Source organism: Xanthomonas sp. WHRI 1810A, assembly GCF_040202885.1.
Classification (GTDB): Bacteria; Pseudomonadota; Gammaproteobacteria; order Pseudomonadales; family Pseudomonadaceae; genus Aquipseudomonas.
The window spans coordinates 36,265-54,096 of sequence record NZ_JBEGED010000017.1 but is presented as its reverse complement, the minus strand read 5'-3'; the positions used below and the strand labels follow the sequence as shown (position 1 = coordinate 54,096).

The following is a 17,832-nucleotide window of genomic DNA, read 5'->3' as shown; positions in this document are numbered from 1 at the left end:
GTTTGCTGTCCGCACCCTCGCCACGCCCGGAAGGAGAAACCCATGGGACAGCGTACACCGCTCTTTGACCTGCACCTGGCCCTCGGCGCGAAACTGGTCGATTTTGGTGGTTGGGATATGCCCTTGCACTACGGCTCACAAGTCGAAGAACACCATCAGGTGCGCAAGGATTGTGGGATCTTCGACGTGTCACACATGCGCGTCATCGATGTCGATGGCAATCAGGCAATGCCGTGGCTGCAACGCCTGCTGGCCAATGACGTCGAGCGGATCAAGCCCTCGGGTCGTGCGTTGTACAGCGCGATGCTCGATACCAACGGCGGGATTATCGACGACATGATCGTCTACCCCACCGACAGTGGCTATCGGCTGGTGGTCAACGCGGCTACCGGCGCCAAGGACCTTGCCTGGATGCAGGCGCATCTGGACGACTTCGACGTGCAGCTCCATCAGCGATCAGAGCTTGCCATGCTGGCGATTCAAGGCCCGCATGCACGACAGAAAATCGCCGAGCTGGTCACCCGGCCGCGAGCCGACCTCATTCATCAACTCAAGCCATTCGAGGGCCGCGCGCAGGGCGACTGGTTCATTGCGCGCACCGGCTACACCGGTGAGGACGGCCTTGAGATCATTCTGCCCGCCGAGCAGGCGCCCGGTTTTTTCAATGACATGGTTGGCGCGGGCATCTCTCCAATTGGCCTGGGCGCACGTGATACCTTGCGTCTGGAGGCGGGCCTGAACCTCTACGGTCAGGACATCGACGAGCAGGTCTCTCCTCTGGTCTCCAATATGGGGTGGACGGTCGCCTGGCAACCGGCTGACCGCAACTTCATCGGCCGCAAGGCGCTGGAGGCCGAGAAAGCCAACGGTGCGACGTCGAAACTGGTGGGACTGGTGCTCGAAGAGCGCGGCGTTTTACGTGCCCATCAGGTGGTCCGAATAGCGGAAGTTGGCGAAGGAGAGATCACCAGTGGTAGTTTCTCTCCTACGCTAAGCAAGTCGATTGCCTTGGCCCGTGTTCCAATGGCGACCGCCGACCGAGCCGAGGTAGAGATTCGCGGCAAGTGGTACCCGGTCCGGGTGGTTCAGCCCATGTTCGTGCGACACGGCAAGGCCCAAATTTAAACTCTCTGGCGGGTTTTTCCGCTGACCTGATGTAGAGGATGACTAAATGAGCAATATTCCCGCCGAACTGCGTTTCGCCGAAAGCCATGAATGGGCGAAGAAAGAGGGTGAGCTGATCGTGGTCGGCATTTCCGATCACGCTCAGGAAGCATTGGGTGACGTGGTATTCGTCGAGCTGCCGGAAATCGGCAAGGTGTTCACCGCCGGGGACGCCGCAGGCGTGGTCGAATCAGTAAAGGCGGCTTCCGACATCTACTCACCGGTCAGCGGCGAAGTGGTCGAAGTCAATGAAGCGCTGGGTACTGCGCCAGAAGAGCTGAACAACACGCCGTACGACTCGTGGATCTTCAAGGTCAAGCCAAGCAACGCCGAGGCTGACCTGGCCAAATTGCTGGACGATGCCGCCTACAAGGCTGCGATTGGCGAGTAATCCGTCCAAACGGAACACAAAAAAATGCCGCTCAATGAGCGGCATTTTTTATTGCCCGGATAAATCGGGGCCTTACTGCTCAGCCACCAGGTTCTTGGCCAGGATCGCGTTCGCCAACTCCATGTCTGAAGCTTTCAGTGTTGGGTTGTCGTTACGAACCTGATTCATCGCGGCTTCCAGAAACGGGCCACGGATCGCGCCATTGCTGGCGACGTAGCTGCCGGCATCATCCTGCGCGGCAACAATCAACTTGTGGTGTCTGAAGGTCAGGTAGGTCGAACCGGTGGTTGCGCCGGACGACAGCACGTCGCGCAAGAAGCCGTCAGCCATGGCTGAACCGACCGGGAGGGAGAGCAAAGCCAACGTGGCCACAGCAAGTTTAAGACGCATGACGGTTACTCCGACTTTGGATGTTCTGAAACGGTTTGATACGTAGAAGCGGCGTCTAGTTCCGTGACCACATGATGGCGATCTGATTTCTCGCGCCTGGCCAGCCTTGCGCCGTACTGCACGCATCAGCCATAGGCAATCAACCAGGAAACTCCCGAGCAAGCCGCGTCAGTATCCGGTCCAGCGAGTTGGCGAAGGCCTGCTTCTCGCGATCCCCGTAAGTGCCCTGCCCTCCACCCACCTGCCCCTGTTCGCGCAGGTCGGTGAACAGATTGCGCACGGCCAGCCGGTCACCCATGTTGTGCGCATCAAACTCCTTGCCGCGTGGGTCCAGCGCAGCGACGCCTTTTTTCACCAGCCGGTCGGCCAGCGGTACATCGCTGCAAATGACCAGCTCGCCGGGCACCGCGTATTCCACCAGGTAATCGTCCGCCGCATCCGGGCCGCTGGGCACCACGATCAGTTTCACAATCGCATAAGTCGGCTTGATCTGACTCTGCCCCGCCACCAGCACCACTTCGAATTGCCGCTTCAAAGCGAACTTGATGACTTGATCTTTCGCCGCTTTGGGGCAAGCATCGGCATCAATCCAGACGCGCATGGGTGTTCTCCGCTGTCACTGATCGGATCGTCCGGCCACTGGGCCGAGAACAATCGGTATGAGCCGCGAAGGATACCGGTTTACGCCGGTACCCTGCCGATTCAGCAGCAACCGCGCCTCAATCACACGTTCGGGCAAGGCACCGGCGCCCAATCACCCAGGTCCGGATTGGCGCACATGCTGTTGATCTGAGCATGACCAGCCGCCGCCACCTGCTGGCTCGCCGTGTGTTTGGCGGTGGCATCCTGCAGGGTCTTTTCGGTGGCGACTGCCTCTTTGGGCACGTTCGGGCGTTTCTTTTTGGCGGGCGCTTTTTTGCGCGCATTCTTCTTGACCTCCGGTGCCGGGCTGGCCGCAGCAATGGTTATCACGTCGGCACGCTGGACGCCCACCGTTTGCAGGTCCTTTTCGTAGGCCTGGGCGTAGCTGTTGAGGTCTTCGCCCGCTCGTCCGTTGACGGCGCTGATCAGGTCATTGGACTCCTTCAACCCCGCCACGATTTCGGCCAGCCGCTTACGGCCTTCTTTATCATCGACCGTCTTGGCCTTGCGCGCCGAGATCAGGTTGGCGAATTGGCTCTGGTAGCAGGCTTGCGACGCTTTGGCGTATGCCGTGCTGCGGTCGATGCCGGCGGCGCTGCTGTTGATGTCGGTGGCATAAGAACCGATACGCTGCTTGTCGTCGGCGATCTGCTTCTGCTTTTCGGTGTAGTAACCGACAGCGCCGCCAGCCAGTGCACCGCCTGCTGCGCCTATGGCGGCGTTACGGATGCGGTTCTCGCCGTCGCCGGTGAGTGCGCCGACCAACGCCCCGCCTACCGCACCGATCGCCGCACCGCCGGCAACGGACTTGGTCACATCGGCATCGGAATCGCGCAGGTGCTGCACCGGCTCATAACACGTCGGGTAAAACTCAATCGGGGTGCTGGCGCCCACTTTCGCGACCGGGGAGGTGGCGCATCCGCTGATCAGCACCGCGCTGAACCCTGCGGCGACCAGCGACAGAACGCGGCGGTTGGGACGGCGGGCCATGGATTTACAAACTGACTGCATGTTGATGCTCTCTTCTCTGGTTTACAGAACCGGCACACAGAACGTGAGTCGGCTTTTCTTTACGCTCGCGCAGACGCCGGTCAGGGCCGACTGGCCGCCGCAAGCACTTGCTTCAATGTGGTGGCAGGGTCTGCGCGCTGTTTGCGGCGATACTCCCCGACATGACGGACGAACAATGTCGCGCGCGCCATGAGGCTGCGGCCCAGCACCGGTTTGCGAGTGAGGGCTTCGTTGACCCGCTGCAACTGCGCCTGAATCACCGCATCGGTGTAACGCGTGCCGGTGGCGAGGTTGTCGATGTAGATTTCAACCGCTGCGTCCAGCGCACGGCGGCCGTTTTCGATGGCGGTGGCGAATAGCTGAGCGCTGGCCTGATCCTTGTCCCGCGCGGCCTGCTGCTGGCTGTTCTTGAGATTGGTCAGGCGGATGTTGTAGTTGTTGATGGTTTCGGCCACCAGCGCTGAAGACTGGATCAGGTTGCCGGCCGCCTCTTCGCGCTGCCGGGCGATGAGCGAAAGGTCGCGCTTGAGCGCTTCGTTGACCTTTCCAAGGGTGTTCTGCAGGCGGGCGTCACCGCTTGAAGCGATGATGTGATCGAGTTGCTGAGTCGGGTCGTCCGCGTCGTCGAGGCCATCGGTCAACGAAGCCAGACGCCCTTCGCGCTGCCACTGCTCGAACAGTGCCTTGTAGCGCGAGCGCGGCGCGGACAACGCCCCAAGCGCGATGCGGAACCCCGTCGCCTCGTTGCGTTGCTCGGTGCCGTCGGCTGCGAACAGTGGATATTCACGTCGCATGCCGGTGAACAGCGCCCCCTCGCCTTCCAGGTAATTGCCGCCCTTGGCGATGAAGCCGCCGTAGGCGCCGTGGCGACGCCCCGCGCGCACCAGCTGAAAGGACTCCTGGACCATCTCGGCGGCGTTACCGATCACATCGAACAGACCGAGGGGGTTAGGGAGTTTGCTGCCAACGGGCATCAGTCGCGGCGCCTGGCCGGTGCCGCCCGCCACCTGATTGAAGACCGCCCAGCCGGCCAACGGACCGTCGCTTTCGCTGTTATCCCCTCGACGGGGAAACAATCGCCCCTCCAGCGCCTGACGACTGACCGCGTGCCCACCCCGCGCGGCGTATTCCCACTCAACTTCAGTGGGCAGCCGAACAAACCCGAGGCCGCCCTCTTCCCCACCTTCTCCCCGTCCACTCATGGGCAACAACGCGGGGTGATGTTTGATCAGCCACGCGCTGTAGACCGCCGCAAAGCGCTCGGCCTCGTAACGGGACACACTCACCTTGGGCAAACGCCCTGCCATGTCTTCAAGCGCGTTGCACGCCGGCGCAGGCTCACCGCTTGCAAGCGACGGCGCCTGAGCCATGACCCGTGCGTACTGGCGGGCGGTGACTTCGTATTTTCCGATGAAATACAGCATGGGCTTGAGCGGCGTTTTCGAATCCACCCTGGGCAGCGACGGACCGATGGTTTTGCGCCAGCCAGCTGGCAGATCGCTCACCGTGAACTGGCCGTTGATGAAGTCGCGTCGGTAACCGGAGATGAATGACTGCTTGTAGCCCGGTTCGTCCTCGCTGAACGGGTAGCCAAGACTGATTTCACGATCATCCAGCGTGCCTTGCGCCAGCACGTAGACGTAGCGCAGCACCATTTCGCCGTCGCAGGGCAATGGCAGTGTCACGTCATCCCCCAGCGGCCGGGGGTTATCGAGGGTGTCTGAGGCGCTTGCCGACGCGGCAATCCACGCGGCCACGGCAAACAGGGTGATGATCAGCCGGCGGGTACTAAACATGCCGGATCCCCCGTGAGGCTTCAATCCGGGTGACACGCCATCCACCCAGTGCCGCTGCCGAAGCACTGACACAAAGACTGACGAGCAACACCACGCCGTGGTGCTGCAGCAACACCACGCCGTGGTGCTGCAGCAACAAGCGACACGCATATTCACCCGGCAGGTTTACTAACAGGGCGTTGATCATGTGCTCGGCAGCGAGGTAGAGGGCTGCGCTGAGAGCCGCCGCCAGCAACGCGCTGTAAAAGGCTTGCAGCACGACGAAGAGCAACAACGCGCCGGCGCTGAAACCCAGAAGTCGCAGCACCGACAGCTCGCGGTATTTGCGCTCGACGGCGCTCAGTGCGCTGGCGACAACTGCGGCGCAGGCGCCGATCATGGCCAGGGCCGCAATGATCCAGAAGACCATGGACAAGTTGCGGCTCAACGACATCACTTGAGCGATGGCATCAGCCTGGGTGGAAACCTGGAGATTGCGCGCGACCAGATAGCGACGCAGCGGCTCGACATCGGCCAAGTCGCGGGCATACAGGCGCAGGGCTGGATATACGCGCGGCACACCTGACGGTGCCTCGCCGCCCAAACCCAACGCGGCAACCGCACGTCCATCGCGATAATCCTCGGCGGCTTCCAACAGTGAAAGCGGGGCAAATACCGCGTCCCGCGCGAAGGCTGCCAGCGGCAGGATGGCGATGACGTTCAGCCGTGTTCGCTGGACCTGCAACCGGCCGGCACGTTGACGGGTGAACGCAGCGTCGAGCCATGTGCCTGCCGTGACGCCCAGTTTCTCGGCGGCGGTGTGGCTCAACACGACGGTGTCTAGCCGGGCTGGTATCGGTAATAGGTCAAGCAGCGGATCGCCGTCGCCGGTTGGAATCATCTCCGCATTCAGTACCGTGGCCTGTGCAGGCACGGACAGATCCACAGTGGCTGCGATCTGGCGCGTGCGGGGCATCGCGAACGCGACATCGGGCCTTGCGCGCAGGGCGTCTACAAAAGCGCGGTCGATACGGCTGCCGCCTAGCAGAATCAGCTCGCGCACCGTCGGGTCGCGTTCCAGGTCTTCGATCAGGCTGCTCACGAGGCCAAACTTCAGCCCGAACAGCACCAACAGCGGCGCGATCACGGCGACCAAGGCCAACACCGTGCACGCCGATAGACGCGCATCGGCGCGGTAATCCTGCCAGGCGAGGGACATCACCAGGGCTGCGCGCGTCATTGCGTCGCCTGCAGTGTCGCAGTCACGCCGCCGTCAGCGTCCCGCTGGCTGGCAATACGCAACATGCTGAGCCCCGAATCCTCGATCAGACGTTCATCGTGGGTGGCAACCACGCAGCAGACACCTTGCTCTCGGGCGCGGCTCAGCAGCAGCCCCATGACCCGCCGGGCATTGGGCGGATCAAGGGCGGCGGTCGGCTCATCAGCCAGCAACAGACGCGGAGTGTGCGCCAACGCCCGCGCGCAACTCACGCGCTGACGCTGGCCGATGGAAAGCTGGTGCGGGCGCTTGTCCATCTGGTCGGCAATGCCCAGATGCTGGGCCAGCCGCTCGACACTGCCGTCATCGCTCAAACCCAACAGCCGTCGGGACAGCGCAATGTTGCTGCGCACATCGAGGTACCCCAGCAGACCGCCCGCCTGCACCACATACCCCATTTCCCGGGCCCGTATCTCGGCGAGCCGGTTTTGCCGGTCCTTGCGCCACAGCTGCGCAATGTCCACCACCAGCTGTGTCGTGGAAAACTCGAACTGCTGGCATTGATCCGGCGACAACACCATCGCCAGCAGATCCAGCACCGTGCTTTTGCCACACCCGCTAGGGCCCACCAGCGCGATCTGCTGGCCCGCGTCCAGCGCCAGATGCGGAATCTCAAGGCTGAAACGCTGACTGCCCTGCCCGTGGGTTTTGTGTACCGCTCGCAGATGCAGCATCACGGCAGCGTCGACAGCGGAACCCGGTACAACGCGTCGCCCGGCTCGGCATCGCCGAAACGGACCCAGTTGGAGAGGTCGTTGTGGAAGGTTTCGTACAACCGAATCTTGGATTCGAGTTCGTCGATGAAGTCCTCCTGCTCGGCCACGCTCAGGGACAGCCACAAATCCTGGCTCATGCTCAGTGACTTGCTGCGATAGGGCAGGCCTTCGAGGTATTCGCCCAGCAGGCCGCCGTCTGCCAGGTTGCCGCCCTTGCGCAGTGCGGCCGGGTCGCGGCTCATGAAGGCGCTGGCGCTGGCGATTTCCTGAAAAAAATCCTTGGGTGAGGTTTGCGTCTTGCGGGCCGCCTGAACGATCAGCTTCAGCGACTGTTGCAGGTCGTTAAGCTGCAATTTGGTGAGCATCACGCACACCTGAAAGGCAGGCAGCGCAGGGTTGGTCAGGTCGCGGTCGGCCGCCCAGGCGCTGACCAGACTGGGCGTGTCGCTGCGGGCCCTGCGCCCCAGAAAATCCATGTGCATCGCATACCCTACCGCTGCCGACCTGGCGGCGAGGGTGGCGCCCGGTGCCAATAGCGGCACTGGCTGAGTCGGCTTTGTGCGCACCTGATGCACCAGATCGGCGAACACGGAGCCTACCTCGGTCAGACGCTTGGCGAACGTGTGTACGTCGCCGTCCGGTATGGGCACGTATAGATCGCCGATCTGCGGGTTGGCGTCGGCGGTCAGCGTGCGGTATTGCTGCTCGGCGAAGGCGTGGTTCTGCTTGCCAGCGCCGGTACGCAGGTGAAGCGCGTACAGCTTGATGTCCTTGCTCAGCGCGGCCTGACGGATTTCGGCCTCGTTCATCTGAGTGCTGCTGTACGGGTCACTTTTGCGTAACGATCCGGCATCGCTGACCAATAGAATCAATCGGCCGCCGTAGCCTGACCAATCCATGCCGTTGACCGCCTGCATCACACCGGCAAACGCGTCTTCGTTGAACGCGTGGCTCGAGACCGAGGTGGCCTTGATCTGCTCGGCGAGGGTGAGAAACTGCTGCGGATCGCGGCCCTGATCGAGGGTTACCAGGGTTTTGGCGACGTACTCCAGACCAGGGGTTTTTGCGACGCTGCTGCGAAACCCCACCAGCCCGAAACTCACACTGTTCAATTCGCCGCGTCGGCCAATCTGATCCTGCAACTCGCGCACGACGTTGCGCACCTGGTCGATGTAAGGCTGCATGGATTTTGATGTGTCCACCACCAAGACCACGGCGGTGCGAAAGGCGTCGTCGCCTACCGCCCCCGGCTGGGTTGCCCCGGCGTCCGGCGTGGGATGACCGGGGTCGATGGAGGCGACATTGAGCAGCTGGACCGGCTGCCCGCTGTCGTCAAAGCTTTCCTTGGAATCCAGGATCGGCAGCAGGTGAAACTGCGCCTGCGGGATGGCGGCGTTCTCTGGTTCCAGCGCCAACACCTGAGGGTGCTCATCCCTGCTTTGCTGCGCGTCGTGCAGCAGCGTCTTGGCGGCCGAGGGGTCGTTCAACAGTTTTTCCAGGTCACTGGACTGGCGCATGAACATCACCGGTGCCCGCCCGGATCGCTCGGTCAGCTTGAGCACCAGGCTTTGCTTCCATTCGGTGACCTCACTGGCTGGCAGCCAGCCCTCACTGCGGCCGTCGCTGGCAGGCCCGACACGCAACCACTCACTGCCATAGACATCTCTGCGCTCGTACACATACAGCACCGAAAGCGCGGGCAAGGCCTTGCGCTCGGCCGCCGCACCGGCACTGGAATAAAGAGCGCCGGGCTTGCTCAGGACCCGCTGGTATAACGTCTGCTTGCCGGGCATCAACAGCGGGCGACGACTGCTCTCACTGTTTGATGCGGATTCCGGCAAAGCCTGCGTGGGCTGAACAACGGGAACGGTCAGCGCAGGCGGACGATTGCCCTGGGTGGGTTTGATGGGTACGGACGCCGGTGTCGAGGACGGCGACGTCCGGCTGCCGCGCCACCCGCCATACCCGGCGACGGCCAGCCCTAATGCGGTGGCGATCGAGACTGCGAGCAAGGTCAGTCGCAGGCGGTTGCTTCGCTGCGTGACCGCACTCGCAGACGGCGGCTGAGCAGAGGACTGGACATCGGATTCCAGCGCACCCGCCTGCGTCGCCATCAACAGCGACACGACGTCGGACGTCCGGCCCGCAGAAGCGGACGATCGTGGCGCCAGCAACGTCAGGTCCCTATCGTCGCCCTGCAAATCATCCAGGGCGGCCAACAACGCTTCGGCATCGGCAAATCGGTCAGCCGGGTCTTTCGCCAGCAACTTGCCAAGTACGTATTGATAGCACCCTTGATGAAGGGGCAGTGCGGGCATCGGTTCAGTCAGGTGCGCCAAGGCGGTCGAGAGCGCATCGGTGCCGCTGTACGGCAACTTGCCCACCAGCATCTGATAAAGAATGACGCCCAGCGCATACAGGTCGGCCCGGCCATCGATCGCGTGGCCACGGGCCTGTTCGGGACTCATGTAACTCGGCGTGCCCACGGCGAAACCGGCCTGGGTGAACTGGGTGCGTTCATCCAGTGATTTGGCGATGCCGAAGTCCGAGAGCACGGCGGTGCCGTTGGCGCGAAAGAGGATGTTGGCAGGCTTGACGTCGCGGTGCACCAGCCCCTGGCTGTGCGCATATCCCAGCGCCGAAGCGATCTGCCGAATGTAAGCCAGGCCTGTGTCGATACTGATGCCGGCATCGATTCGCTCCTTGAGCGTCCCGTGGGGCAGGTATTCCATCGCCATGTAATACAGCTCGTCGGCATGGCCGATGTCGTGGATGGTGACGATGTGCGAATGGGACAGCCGCGCCAACATCTTCCCTTCACGCAAAAACCGTTCACAAAAGGCCGGATCAGCGGCCAGCGTGGCAGCCATGACTTTGAGCGCGACCTTGCGTTCCAGCGAGCACTGGGTCGCCAGGTACACGGTTGCCATGGCCCCATGACCGATGGCCGCTTCGATATCGAACTCGGGAATGATGAGATTCATGGGCAGGCCTTGCAGGCTTTGACGACGATGGCCGTGATGTTGTCGGGCGCACCCCGTGTCAGCCCAAGGTGCACCAGGCTGCGCGCCACGTGTTCGGGGTCGACATGATTCAGGATGTCGCGGATTTCGTGGTCTTCGGCGGTTTTGTTGAGGCCATCGCTGCACAACAGGTAGGTGTCGCCGGGCTGGATATGCAGATGAGCGAGCGCCAGCTCAAGCGTCGGCTCTACGCCCACTGCCCGCGTGATGAGGTGGGCCTGCGGGTGCGCGCGGGCTTCGGCCTCATTGATCAGGCCACTGTCCTGCAGCGCCTGCACATAACTGTGATCGTGGGAAATGGCCAGCAGCACGCCCTCGCGCAGGCGATAAAGACGACTGTCCCCGGCCCACAGGCAAACGCCTTGATCCCCACATGCCGCGAACACCACGACCGTGCTGCCCATCATTGTCAGCCGTCGACGCAGGGTCTCTTCGCGCAGTGTCATGTGAGCCTGCAGCACAATGGCATTAATTGCCTGGGTGGCGCTTTCCAGCGAATCCACCGACGAAAACCGCCGCAGGCTGTCGACAATCAGGCTGGCGGCATAGTCGCCGGCAGCGTGCCCACCCATGCCATCGGCCACGGCCCACAGGCAGGTGTCGGGTTGTTCAAGAAATGCGTCTTCGTTGATCCGTCGCACCAGGCCGACATGACTACAACTGGCAGAGCGGTAAGCGATATCGAGCATCTATACCTCTGCTCCATGCCCCAGCAAGTAGCTGCCAAAATGCCGGGGGTCCGGAAGACCCTGGCAGCGCTTCACTGCCTGGGCATTGCCCTCCTCGTCCTTGCCCCACCACAGACTGGCGCCCTCGAACACGACCGGCTCACAGGTTTTCACTATGAGTTGACGCAGTTTCGTCAGGCCGGCCACGAACGTATCGAATCCGACGTGTTGATTCAGGGTCGATAACATCAACGTTTCCACCGAGCTGAACCAGTCATCGGCAGCGCCCTCCAGCCCGGCAACCGATTGCTCCGGCTCAAGGGTCTGGGCGACGGTTAGTGGGAAATAGCGGCCGACCCGATCAATGCTTGGCATCAGCACACCGACGGTGGCGTCCGGCCCGCAAACCCCCGCCGCCAGTGCAAACCGCCACAGGGGGCTGACCAGATACGCATCCAGCCAGCATTCACCCAGCTGCTGCTGGCTGGTCCGCATGCCCGACGCAAGCCAGCTGTCCCAGGGCTGAGTAAACCCGGCGGCCAGTCCACGGGTGACAAAGTCGCCACGGCTGGCGATCTTTCCGTAAAACCCGGGCAGGCTCACAACCGCTCCGGGAGGCTGAAGCCACTGAGTACGGTACGGTTGAAGGGATTGAAGGCACTGGCGGCGCGCAACTCCAGGGCAATGGGTGCGCCATCCATGTCGAGCTGCAGGTTGAACCGGTCCGGTGAACGGCCCGGTAGCAGCCTGGATTGATCCAGCAGGCGGAACCATGACCACGGACCGTCCAGCGTAGTGGCGGAGCGCCCGCTGGCACGCGATGGCGAGACCGACAGGCGCACCGCACTGACGCTACCCGGGTTGGGCCATGCCAGGGCAAACAGGCGACTTGGGCCATGGTCATAGCGTATGGACTGGCCATCAATGTCCAGCTGGAACTGAGTGATCGACGCATCCATCGCCACCGGTTTGAGCTCGAAACGCACGTGTGGCCGCGTGCCACCTGCGCGGAAAAACGCATCACGAATCGCGGCGGCTCGCTGAAACGCCTGCAATGCGCTGGCGTTGATACCGAGCTTCTGCGCTGCGCCCGGTTGCCAGCGCCACGTCGGCGTCGAGGTGTCGACATGGGGTTGCAGGTACTTGCGAAAGTAGCTGTCCATCGCCCCGCCCGCGCCGAAAAACTGACCGAAATCATCCAGGGTCGCATCCCGTGCGCTACCCGCCGACAGCGGGTACCTGCCCTGCAGGGATTGGCGATAGACCCGCACCACGTCGCTGGCCCAGGCCGCGTTCAACTGGTTGCGCACGCCGCCCGTCAGGGTGTTGTTGGTGGCACTGACGACGGACTTGATCAGCCCCTGAACCAGAGGCGGCTGACGGTCGGCGGACAAACTGACCCGCGTCGCCGCCGCGCTCGCGGCCTGTTTTGCTTCCCCCAGCAGGGCGTCACCACTGGCACCCACCATGCCGCTCACTTGCACATAAAGCGCATCCAGATCCGCCAGCAGCCCGTCCATGGCGGTTGGCCCTGTGCCGGCGCTGCTGAGCACGGCCTTGAGTTCGGCGAAGTGTGCAGTGACCGGATCAATGCCTGACAACGGGGTCCTTTCACTGCTTGCACGCTGCTGACCCAACAGGGAAGCAAGCCGCTGTTTGATTTGATCGACATTGGCGTCGACCTGAGTTGCTGTCTCGGCCAACACCTGGTCTTGCTGTTGCAGGTCAGTCTCGATGGCGACCGCCAGCAGCAGTTTTTTGAGCGGCGAAGCCGGACCGGAAATTATCCTCAGCACGTCGGCGGCCTGGGCAACGCTGGTGATCGGCAGAAAATCGATGTCCGCCAAGAGCGCATCCCACTGGCGCAGGTAATCTTCAACGTACAGACGACGCACGTCGGCGGCGAGGCTGACCGCGTCCAATGGATTGCCCCGCCCCACGCCCTGCACCCACTGCTCGTCAATCAGCGTGGCGGCCAAGGTCGGGCTGGCCGCCAGAAAAGCATCGCGGTAACCCTTGACCGTGAAGAATCCGCTCAAAGGCTCGCCCAACGGCTTGCCGCTCTTGCGAGTGAACACCCGTGCAGCCTCCCGGCCAGCGACGTCGGTAAGCCTGAAATCCGACACACCGTTGGGCAGCGGCTGACGCTTGAGTCGGTCATATACCCGTTGGGCAAACGGTACGTGCTGAAGCTGACGCCGCACTTCCTCCACCCGTTGCTGATCGACCCGCGCAACGGGCGGGCGCTGCTCGAACAACGATTGAAGATGCTGACCCAACGCCTGACGCTGTTCCAAACCCAGGTCGCGGGGCAGGCTGTGCTCCCAATCCAGCTTGATCCATGCCGTGATGAAGTCAGGGTCATAGTGATCGTTGTCGGCAAACATCAAATACGCTTTGAGCCCCTCGTACAGGAAGTCCGGACTGCCGCCTCCCTGCAACTGCTCTTCAATGCGCGTCAACAATCGTGGAGCGAACGTCGCCACCAGTAATTTGCGGTACACGCGCACGGCCTCGGTTTCGAGCATGTCGCCCTGATAGATGCCAAGCCCTCTGGCCCACTTCGGCGCGTCAGCGGCCAGATGCCGAGCGCCATCAAGCAGCGGCAACACGGAGAGCACGTCGTGATCCGCGGGATCGAGGGTTTGCGCGATCTGCTGCAACGGCGCCAGCCGGTGCTCAACCTGAGCGATGAATGCTTGATTGGCGCGATAACTCACCAGCCATGCTGCGCAAACCGTCAGGACTACCACCGCCGTGACGGCGAGAACACCGCGGGCCAGCCATTTGCGCCGAAGTTCCACGTTCGGATCAAGCTCCACCAGGCCGCGCTCGGCGAAGGCCACGGCAGTGAACAGTTTTTCAATGAAGTAGCTGCGACCCCGACCGGTCTGGCGGGCGAGGTGCTGCCGGTCCAGGTTCATGCTTTGCGCCATTGCCCCGATGAGCCGGTCAATCGGGCTGCCCTCTTGCGTGCCACTGGTGAAATACACACCGCGCAACAATGCCGGGTCTTCAAACGCATTGGGCATGAAGACCGCGTCGAGAAAGCGCTGCAGCGTCGGCTTCAACGCCGCGAAATGCTGCGCGAATCCGTAGATCAAATCTCGTCGTGCCGGGTCGCGCTCCTGTTGCAGACGCTCGACCAGCCGCGCGTTCAGCCGGTCTTCCAGTGCGGCGAACTCATCGGCAAATGCCATCAGCGGTCCCTTCGCGTGACTGGGGTCGTCGAGGGCGAACGTCATGCCCCAGACTTGCGCGCGCTCCTCCTTGTTCAAGCTATCGAAAAACGCCATGAAGCCTGGTACCAGATCAAGTTTGGTCAGCGTGACGTAGATCGGAAAGCGAACCCCCAGCCGCGTATACAGCTCTTGGATCCGTGTCCGAATCGCCGTGGCGTGCGCTGCGCACTCGGCCTCACTGCCCAGGAGCAAATCCGACACGCTGATCGCAAGAAATACCCCGTCGATGGGCCGACGGGGACGCTGGCTCTTTAGCAGATCCAGAAAGCCCAGCCACGCCGCCTTGTCGACCGGGGCATGGCTGTCCTGAGTGGTGTAGCGCCCTGCGGTGTCGAGCAATACCGCTTGATCGGTAAACCACCAGTCGCAGTTGCGCGTGCCGCCCACGCCTCGGATCGCGCTGTCGCCCAACTGCACGGCCAAGGGGAAATGCAGCCCGGAATTGATCAGTGCGGTGGTCTTGCCGGACCCCGGTGGACCGATGAAGACATACCAGGGCAGCTCATACAGATTGCGCCGCTCGGTGCCTCCCAGCCGCGCTTTTTTCAGCAGGTTCAAGGCCTCCGTCATGCGGTGGCGCAAGGTCGCCAGCTCTTCGGTGGTGGCCAGGGCTACAGGGTCCAGAGCCGTTTCAGCTGCCAGGCTGGCCAGCACTTTTGCGGCGCGCCGACGGGAGCGAACAAGGTGGAAAACCCGGTACGCGATCCACATCCCGCACAGAAAAAAGATCAACGCCCAGCGCCGTCCTTCTGGCATCAGTACTGCCCACAATGGCCCGACCAGCCAGATAATCAGGCCCAAGCCGATCAGACCGACAGCTGGCACAACCCAGCGAATGAAAAACCCAAAAAAGCCCGTCACTGGACACCCTCCGCCATGACCGTTATTTCCACCCTTCTGTTGCGCGCACGCCCCGCTGCACTGGCGTTCGACGCCAGCGGTTCGGTGTCGCTACGTCCTTCGGCGGTGAAGCGCTCCGGCTGGCCGGTTTGCGTGGAGAGGATCTGCATGACCTGCGCCGCCCGGGCTTGGGACAGCGCCCAGTTCGACGCAAAGCGCAGGCTGGCAATGGGCCGATTATCGCTGTGCCCGGTGATGCGTACCTGGCCGTTCACCTGGCGAAGCGCTTGGGCAATGCGCCCCATCAATGGCAGTAAGTCGACGTTGACGGTGGCGCTGCCGGACGCGAACACCTCATCGCCACGCAGCGTCACGATCGAACGGTCCCGCGACTCTTGCACGGCGACGCGACCGGCCTGGATGTCGTCCGCAAGCAGCACCGCCAGTCTTGGCCGCTCGACGATTGTCGGCGGCGGCAGTGGACGCTCCAGCAAGGGCACCTTCACTTCGCCCAGCGCATGAATGTTGTTGAACACCCCTTCGGCGTCAGAGGCCAGGGGTATCCGCAGCCCCAGAAGCACCAGCATCAGCATCGCCAGCCCGACCACCGCAGCCACCCACGGCGGCAGGCATTGCGACAGGCGATCGCGCAGCACCGTCACTCCGCGCCAGTGCGGGGACAACTCGCGTTCAGTGTCACCCCGCGCACTGCGGATCGCCGCCCACGTGCGCTCACGCAGGGCGTCCAGCTGGCTTCGACCGTCGTTCATCACGCGGTAACGGCCTTCGAATCCGAGGCTCAGGCAGAGGTACAAAAGCTCCAGCAAATGCAAGCGCTCACGCGGGCTTCGCAGGCAGTGATCCAGCAGCTGAAAGATCTTTTCCCCGCCCCAGGCTTCGTTATGCACCGTGATCAGCAGGCTCTGCTTGCTCCAGCCACCGGCGCTGCCCCAGGGCGTGCTCAGCACGGCTTCATCCAGCGCCGAACACAACACGTAACGCGCCAGCTGCACGTCGTTTTGGGCAACGCCGGACGCTTGCGCACGCTCCTCGAACTGCCGCAGGTAGGCCAGCAACTGCGCGCGCAGGCTGGCCGGCGCCGAGTGGGCGAGGGTGCTGCGCAGCCGGGTGAGCAAGGCCAACAGTGGCCCGGCGGCAGCTTCCAACGGATTCAGGCCCCGCGCCTGCCCGAGCGACAGAGGCGGTGCCGGCATGGACAAGGGCGCCAGTGGCTCCACGGGGTCGGCCGTCTGCGGGCTGCGGCCACCGGGGCGCGGCATGAATTGCGTCCGGTCATCGTGGCCGGATGTGGGATTGCGTGGGTCGTCGGTGGTGTGCACGTCACTCATCCCCGAATCGCCCAAAATGCCAGCTCCAGACCGGGGAAATCACCGGCGACGTGGAAGGCAAACCCGCCCGACTGCTGCAATTGTTTCCAGTGCTCGCTCCCGCGATCCAGTTCGAAGTACGTGGCGCCCGCATGAAAGGGGATTTGCCGTGGCGCGACAGGCAAGGGCAACAGCTCGATGCCCGGCAATTGCAGATTGACCAGGTCGCGGATGTGCTCAACCGAGCCAATCTTGCTCTGCTGCGCAAAGCGCGCATTCAGGGCGTCCCTGGGCATGTCGGCATGCACCACCAGGATGAAACTGGCGTGTTCGATCAGGGTTTTGTCCGCCAGCATCGCTACGTGAATCCCGTACGCTTTTTCGACGATGGCAAGCGCCGTGGCCTTGCTGTCGATCAGCATCGACAGCGCTTCACGCAGTGCCTGCATCACTGGCGCAAAGGTACCGGCGAGGTCGTCATGCCGGTAAGGCGAAAACGCATCGGGCCGTCGTTGCGAGGTGGAGAACGTAGCGAATTCGCCCGCCAGACTCACCAGTTCGCTGTAGAAGCGCTCCGGGTGCAGCGGGCTCAGTTGCTCCAGGTGATTGAGCAGTGGCTCGGCGCGATTGACCAACTGCAACAACATGAAGTCGGCGATTTCCGAAGCGCCGCCAGCGCTCGACGCGACCACCCGGCCCGCCAATGCCTCGCCCCGCTGATGCAGCAGGCCGATCAATTCGCTGCGAAATGACGCCAATGCAACGGCCGCCGCGACATCCAGCACCGGCGCCACGTAACGGCCATCCAGGCGTAGCGCTTGTTCGGAAGCTTTTTCGCTGATCCGCGCCACGCCCATGGCGGCGTAATCGCCCAAACCCTCTTGGGCGGTCATCAGCCGCATTGCTCGCCCAGCCACCGCCACCGGTTTGCGGCTTTCGTAGCGGGCGTTGTCGTCGCGGACCTCGCGCACCCGACTGATGTAGCGCGCGCCCTCGGACGGCTCACCGTCGTCGACCGTGTCCCGCAGCCCGACGCGCTTGAGCGGCAACGCCAGATAGACCAGACCGTCGCGCAGGTCGTCGGCGATGCTCAATGGGCATGGCGCGGCATCGTCGTGGGGAATGTTGAACGGCGTGCCGTCAGGCAAGAGCCCGCGAGCAGAAACGATTGCCAGTTTGCCCTGCATCAGAAGCCCCTGATCCAGCACCAGCTCGCTGAAGCCCCACGCGTTTGCCGTCAGAGGCCGGCTACGCGCGTCAATGAGGTTCTCCAGATAACGGTCGTGCTGTTGAAAGTGCTGCGTCGCGACGAACATGCCTTCCGACCAGACCACACGATTGTTCCAGGACATAGGGACTCCTT

Annotated in this window: 14 protein-coding genes; 2 read left to right on the top strand and 12 right to left on the bottom strand. The window is 62.8% G+C overall.

Features of this window, described 5'->3' with window-relative positions; all coding sequences use genetic code 11:
• Window positions 1–42: 42 nt before the first annotated feature.
• Window positions 43–1,125, top strand: coding sequence for a glycine cleavage system aminomethyltransferase GcvT (gene gcvT, locus ABQX22_RS21825; RefSeq protein WP_349801945.1), 1,083 nt, complete (start codon window positions 43–45; stop codon window positions 1,123–1,125).
• A 46-nt stretch (window positions 1,126–1,171) separates the two neighbouring features.
• On the top strand, window positions 1,172–1,555 hold the full coding sequence (gcvH, locus tag ABQX22_RS21820) for a glycine cleavage system protein GcvH (RefSeq protein WP_349801944.1): 384 nt from the start codon (window positions 1,172–1,174) through the stop codon (window positions 1,553–1,555).
• A gap of 72 nt (window positions 1,556–1,627) precedes the next feature.
• On the opposite strand, the gene ABQX22_RS21815 is transcribed toward gcvH, so the two are convergent.
• The 12 genes from ABQX22_RS21815 to tssK all read right to left on the bottom strand — a co-directional run bounded on the left by ABQX22_RS21815 (window position 1,628) and on the right by tssK (window position 17,821).
• Window positions 1,628–1,945 (bottom strand): DUF2388 domain-containing protein, encoded by a 318-nt coding sequence (locus ABQX22_RS21815; RefSeq protein ID WP_349801943.1) that lies wholly within the window; start codon window positions 1,943–1,945, stop codon window positions 1,628–1,630.
• 139 nt (window positions 1,946–2,084) lie between these two features.
• Window positions 2,085–2,546 (bottom strand): YaiI/YqxD family protein, encoded by a 462-nt coding sequence (locus ABQX22_RS21810; protein ID WP_349801942.1) that lies wholly within the window; start codon window positions 2,544–2,546, stop codon window positions 2,085–2,087.
• Between the two features lie 122 nt (window positions 2,547–2,668).
• Window positions 2,669–3,598 (bottom strand): type VI secretion system-associated lipoprotein TagQ, encoded by a 930-nt coding sequence (gene tagQ / locus ABQX22_RS21805; protein WP_349801941.1) that lies wholly within the window; start codon window positions 3,596–3,598, stop codon window positions 2,669–2,671.
• 80 nt (window positions 3,599–3,678) lie between these two features.
• Complete coding sequence (locus ABQX22_RS21800) at window positions 3,679–5,394, bottom strand: formylglycine-generating enzyme family protein (RefSeq protein ID WP_349801940.1); 1,716 nt, start codon at window positions 5,392–5,394, stop codon at window positions 3,679–3,681.
• Complete coding sequence (locus ABQX22_RS21795; protein ID WP_349801939.1) at window positions 5,387–6,613, bottom strand: hypothetical protein; 1,227 nt, start codon at window positions 6,611–6,613, stop codon at window positions 5,387–5,389. Before ABQX22_RS21795 ends, ABQX22_RS21800 begins: the two co-directional genes overlap by 8 nt.
• Window positions 6,610–7,326 (bottom strand): ABC transporter ATP-binding protein, encoded by a 717-nt coding sequence (locus ABQX22_RS21790; protein ID WP_349802006.1) that lies wholly within the window; start codon window positions 7,324–7,326, stop codon window positions 6,610–6,612. The genes ABQX22_RS21795 and ABQX22_RS21790 overlap by 4 nt, the downstream gene beginning before the upstream one ends.
• Window positions 7,326–10,352, bottom strand: a complete 3,027-nt coding sequence (locus ABQX22_RS21785) for a serine/threonine-protein kinase (RefSeq protein WP_349801938.1) — start codon at window positions 10,350–10,352, stop codon at window positions 7,326–7,328. Before ABQX22_RS21785 ends, ABQX22_RS21790 begins: the two co-directional genes overlap by 1 nt.
• Window positions 10,349–11,080 (bottom strand): PP2C family protein-serine/threonine phosphatase, encoded by a 732-nt coding sequence (locus ABQX22_RS21780; RefSeq protein ID WP_349801937.1) that lies wholly within the window; start codon window positions 11,078–11,080, stop codon window positions 10,349–10,351. The genes ABQX22_RS21785 and ABQX22_RS21780 overlap by 4 nt, the downstream gene beginning before the upstream one ends.
• Entirely contained in the window at window positions 11,081–11,662 is a 582-nt protein-coding gene (gene tagF / locus ABQX22_RS21775; RefSeq protein WP_349801936.1) for a type VI secretion system-associated protein TagF, read from the bottom strand.
• Window positions 11,659–15,162, bottom strand: coding sequence for a type VI secretion system membrane subunit TssM (tssM, locus tag ABQX22_RS21770; protein ID WP_349801935.1), 3,504 nt, complete (start codon window positions 15,160–15,162; stop codon window positions 11,659–11,661). The genes tagF and tssM overlap by 4 nt, the downstream gene beginning before the upstream one ends.
• Window positions 15,159–16,490: a DotU family type VI secretion system protein gene (locus ABQX22_RS21765; protein WP_349801934.1), complete on the bottom strand. Its 1,332-nt coding sequence runs from the start codon at window positions 16,488–16,490 to the stop codon at window positions 15,159–15,161. The genes tssM and ABQX22_RS21765 overlap by 4 nt, the downstream gene beginning before the upstream one ends.
• Window positions 16,487–17,821: a type VI secretion system baseplate subunit TssK gene (gene tssK, locus ABQX22_RS21760; protein WP_349801933.1), complete on the bottom strand. Its 1,335-nt coding sequence runs from the start codon at window positions 17,819–17,821 to the stop codon at window positions 16,487–16,489. The genes ABQX22_RS21765 and tssK overlap by 4 nt, the downstream gene beginning before the upstream one ends.
• Window positions 17,822–17,832 lie beyond the last annotated feature (11 nt).

What these genes read in the sequence shown, in the direction of transcription:
- ABQX22_RS21785 (WP_349801938.1), bottom strand. Translation starts at nt 10,352, where the DNA reads ATGAATCTCATCATTCCCGAGTTCGATATCGAAGCGGCCATCGGTCAT.
- ABQX22_RS21765 (WP_349801934.1), bottom strand. Translation starts at nt 16,490, where the DNA reads ATGAGTGACGTGCACACCACCGACGACCCACGCAATCCCACATCCGGC.
- ABQX22_RS21810 (WP_349801942.1), bottom strand. Translation starts at nt 2,546, where the DNA reads ATGCGCGTCTGGATTGATGCCGATGCTTGCCCCAAAGCGGCGAAAGAT.
- tagQ (WP_349801941.1), bottom strand. Translation starts at nt 3,598, where the DNA reads ATGCAGTCAGTTTGTAAATCCATGGCCCGCCGTCCCAACCGCCGCGTT.
- gcvH (WP_349801944.1), top strand. Translation starts at nt 1,172, where the DNA reads ATGAGCAATATTCCCGCCGAACTGCGTTTCGCCGAAAGCCATGAATGG.
- ABQX22_RS21790 (WP_349802006.1), bottom strand. Translation starts at nt 7,326, where the DNA reads ATGCTGCATCTGCGAGCGGTACACAAAACCCACGGGCAGGGCAGTCAG.
- ABQX22_RS21780 (WP_349801937.1), bottom strand. Translation starts at nt 11,080, where the DNA reads ATGCTCGATATCGCTTACCGCTCTGCCAGTTGTAGTCATGTCGGCCTG.
- ABQX22_RS21815 (WP_349801943.1), bottom strand. Translation starts at nt 1,945, where the DNA reads ATGCGTCTTAAACTTGCTGTGGCCACGTTGGCTTTGCTCTCCCTCCCG.
- ABQX22_RS21795 (WP_349801939.1), bottom strand. Translation starts at nt 6,613, where the DNA reads ATGACGCGCGCAGCCCTGGTGATGTCCCTCGCCTGGCAGGATTACCGC.
- ABQX22_RS21800 (WP_349801940.1), bottom strand. Translation starts at nt 5,394, where the DNA reads ATGTTTAGTACCCGCCGGCTGATCATCACCCTGTTTGCCGTGGCCGCG.
- gcvT (WP_349801945.1), top strand. Translation starts at nt 43, where the DNA reads ATGGGACAGCGTACACCGCTCTTTGACCTGCACCTGGCCCTCGGCGCG.
- tssK (WP_349801933.1), bottom strand. Translation starts at nt 17,821, where the DNA reads ATGTCCTGGAACAATCGTGTGGTCTGGTCGGAAGGCATGTTCGTCGCG.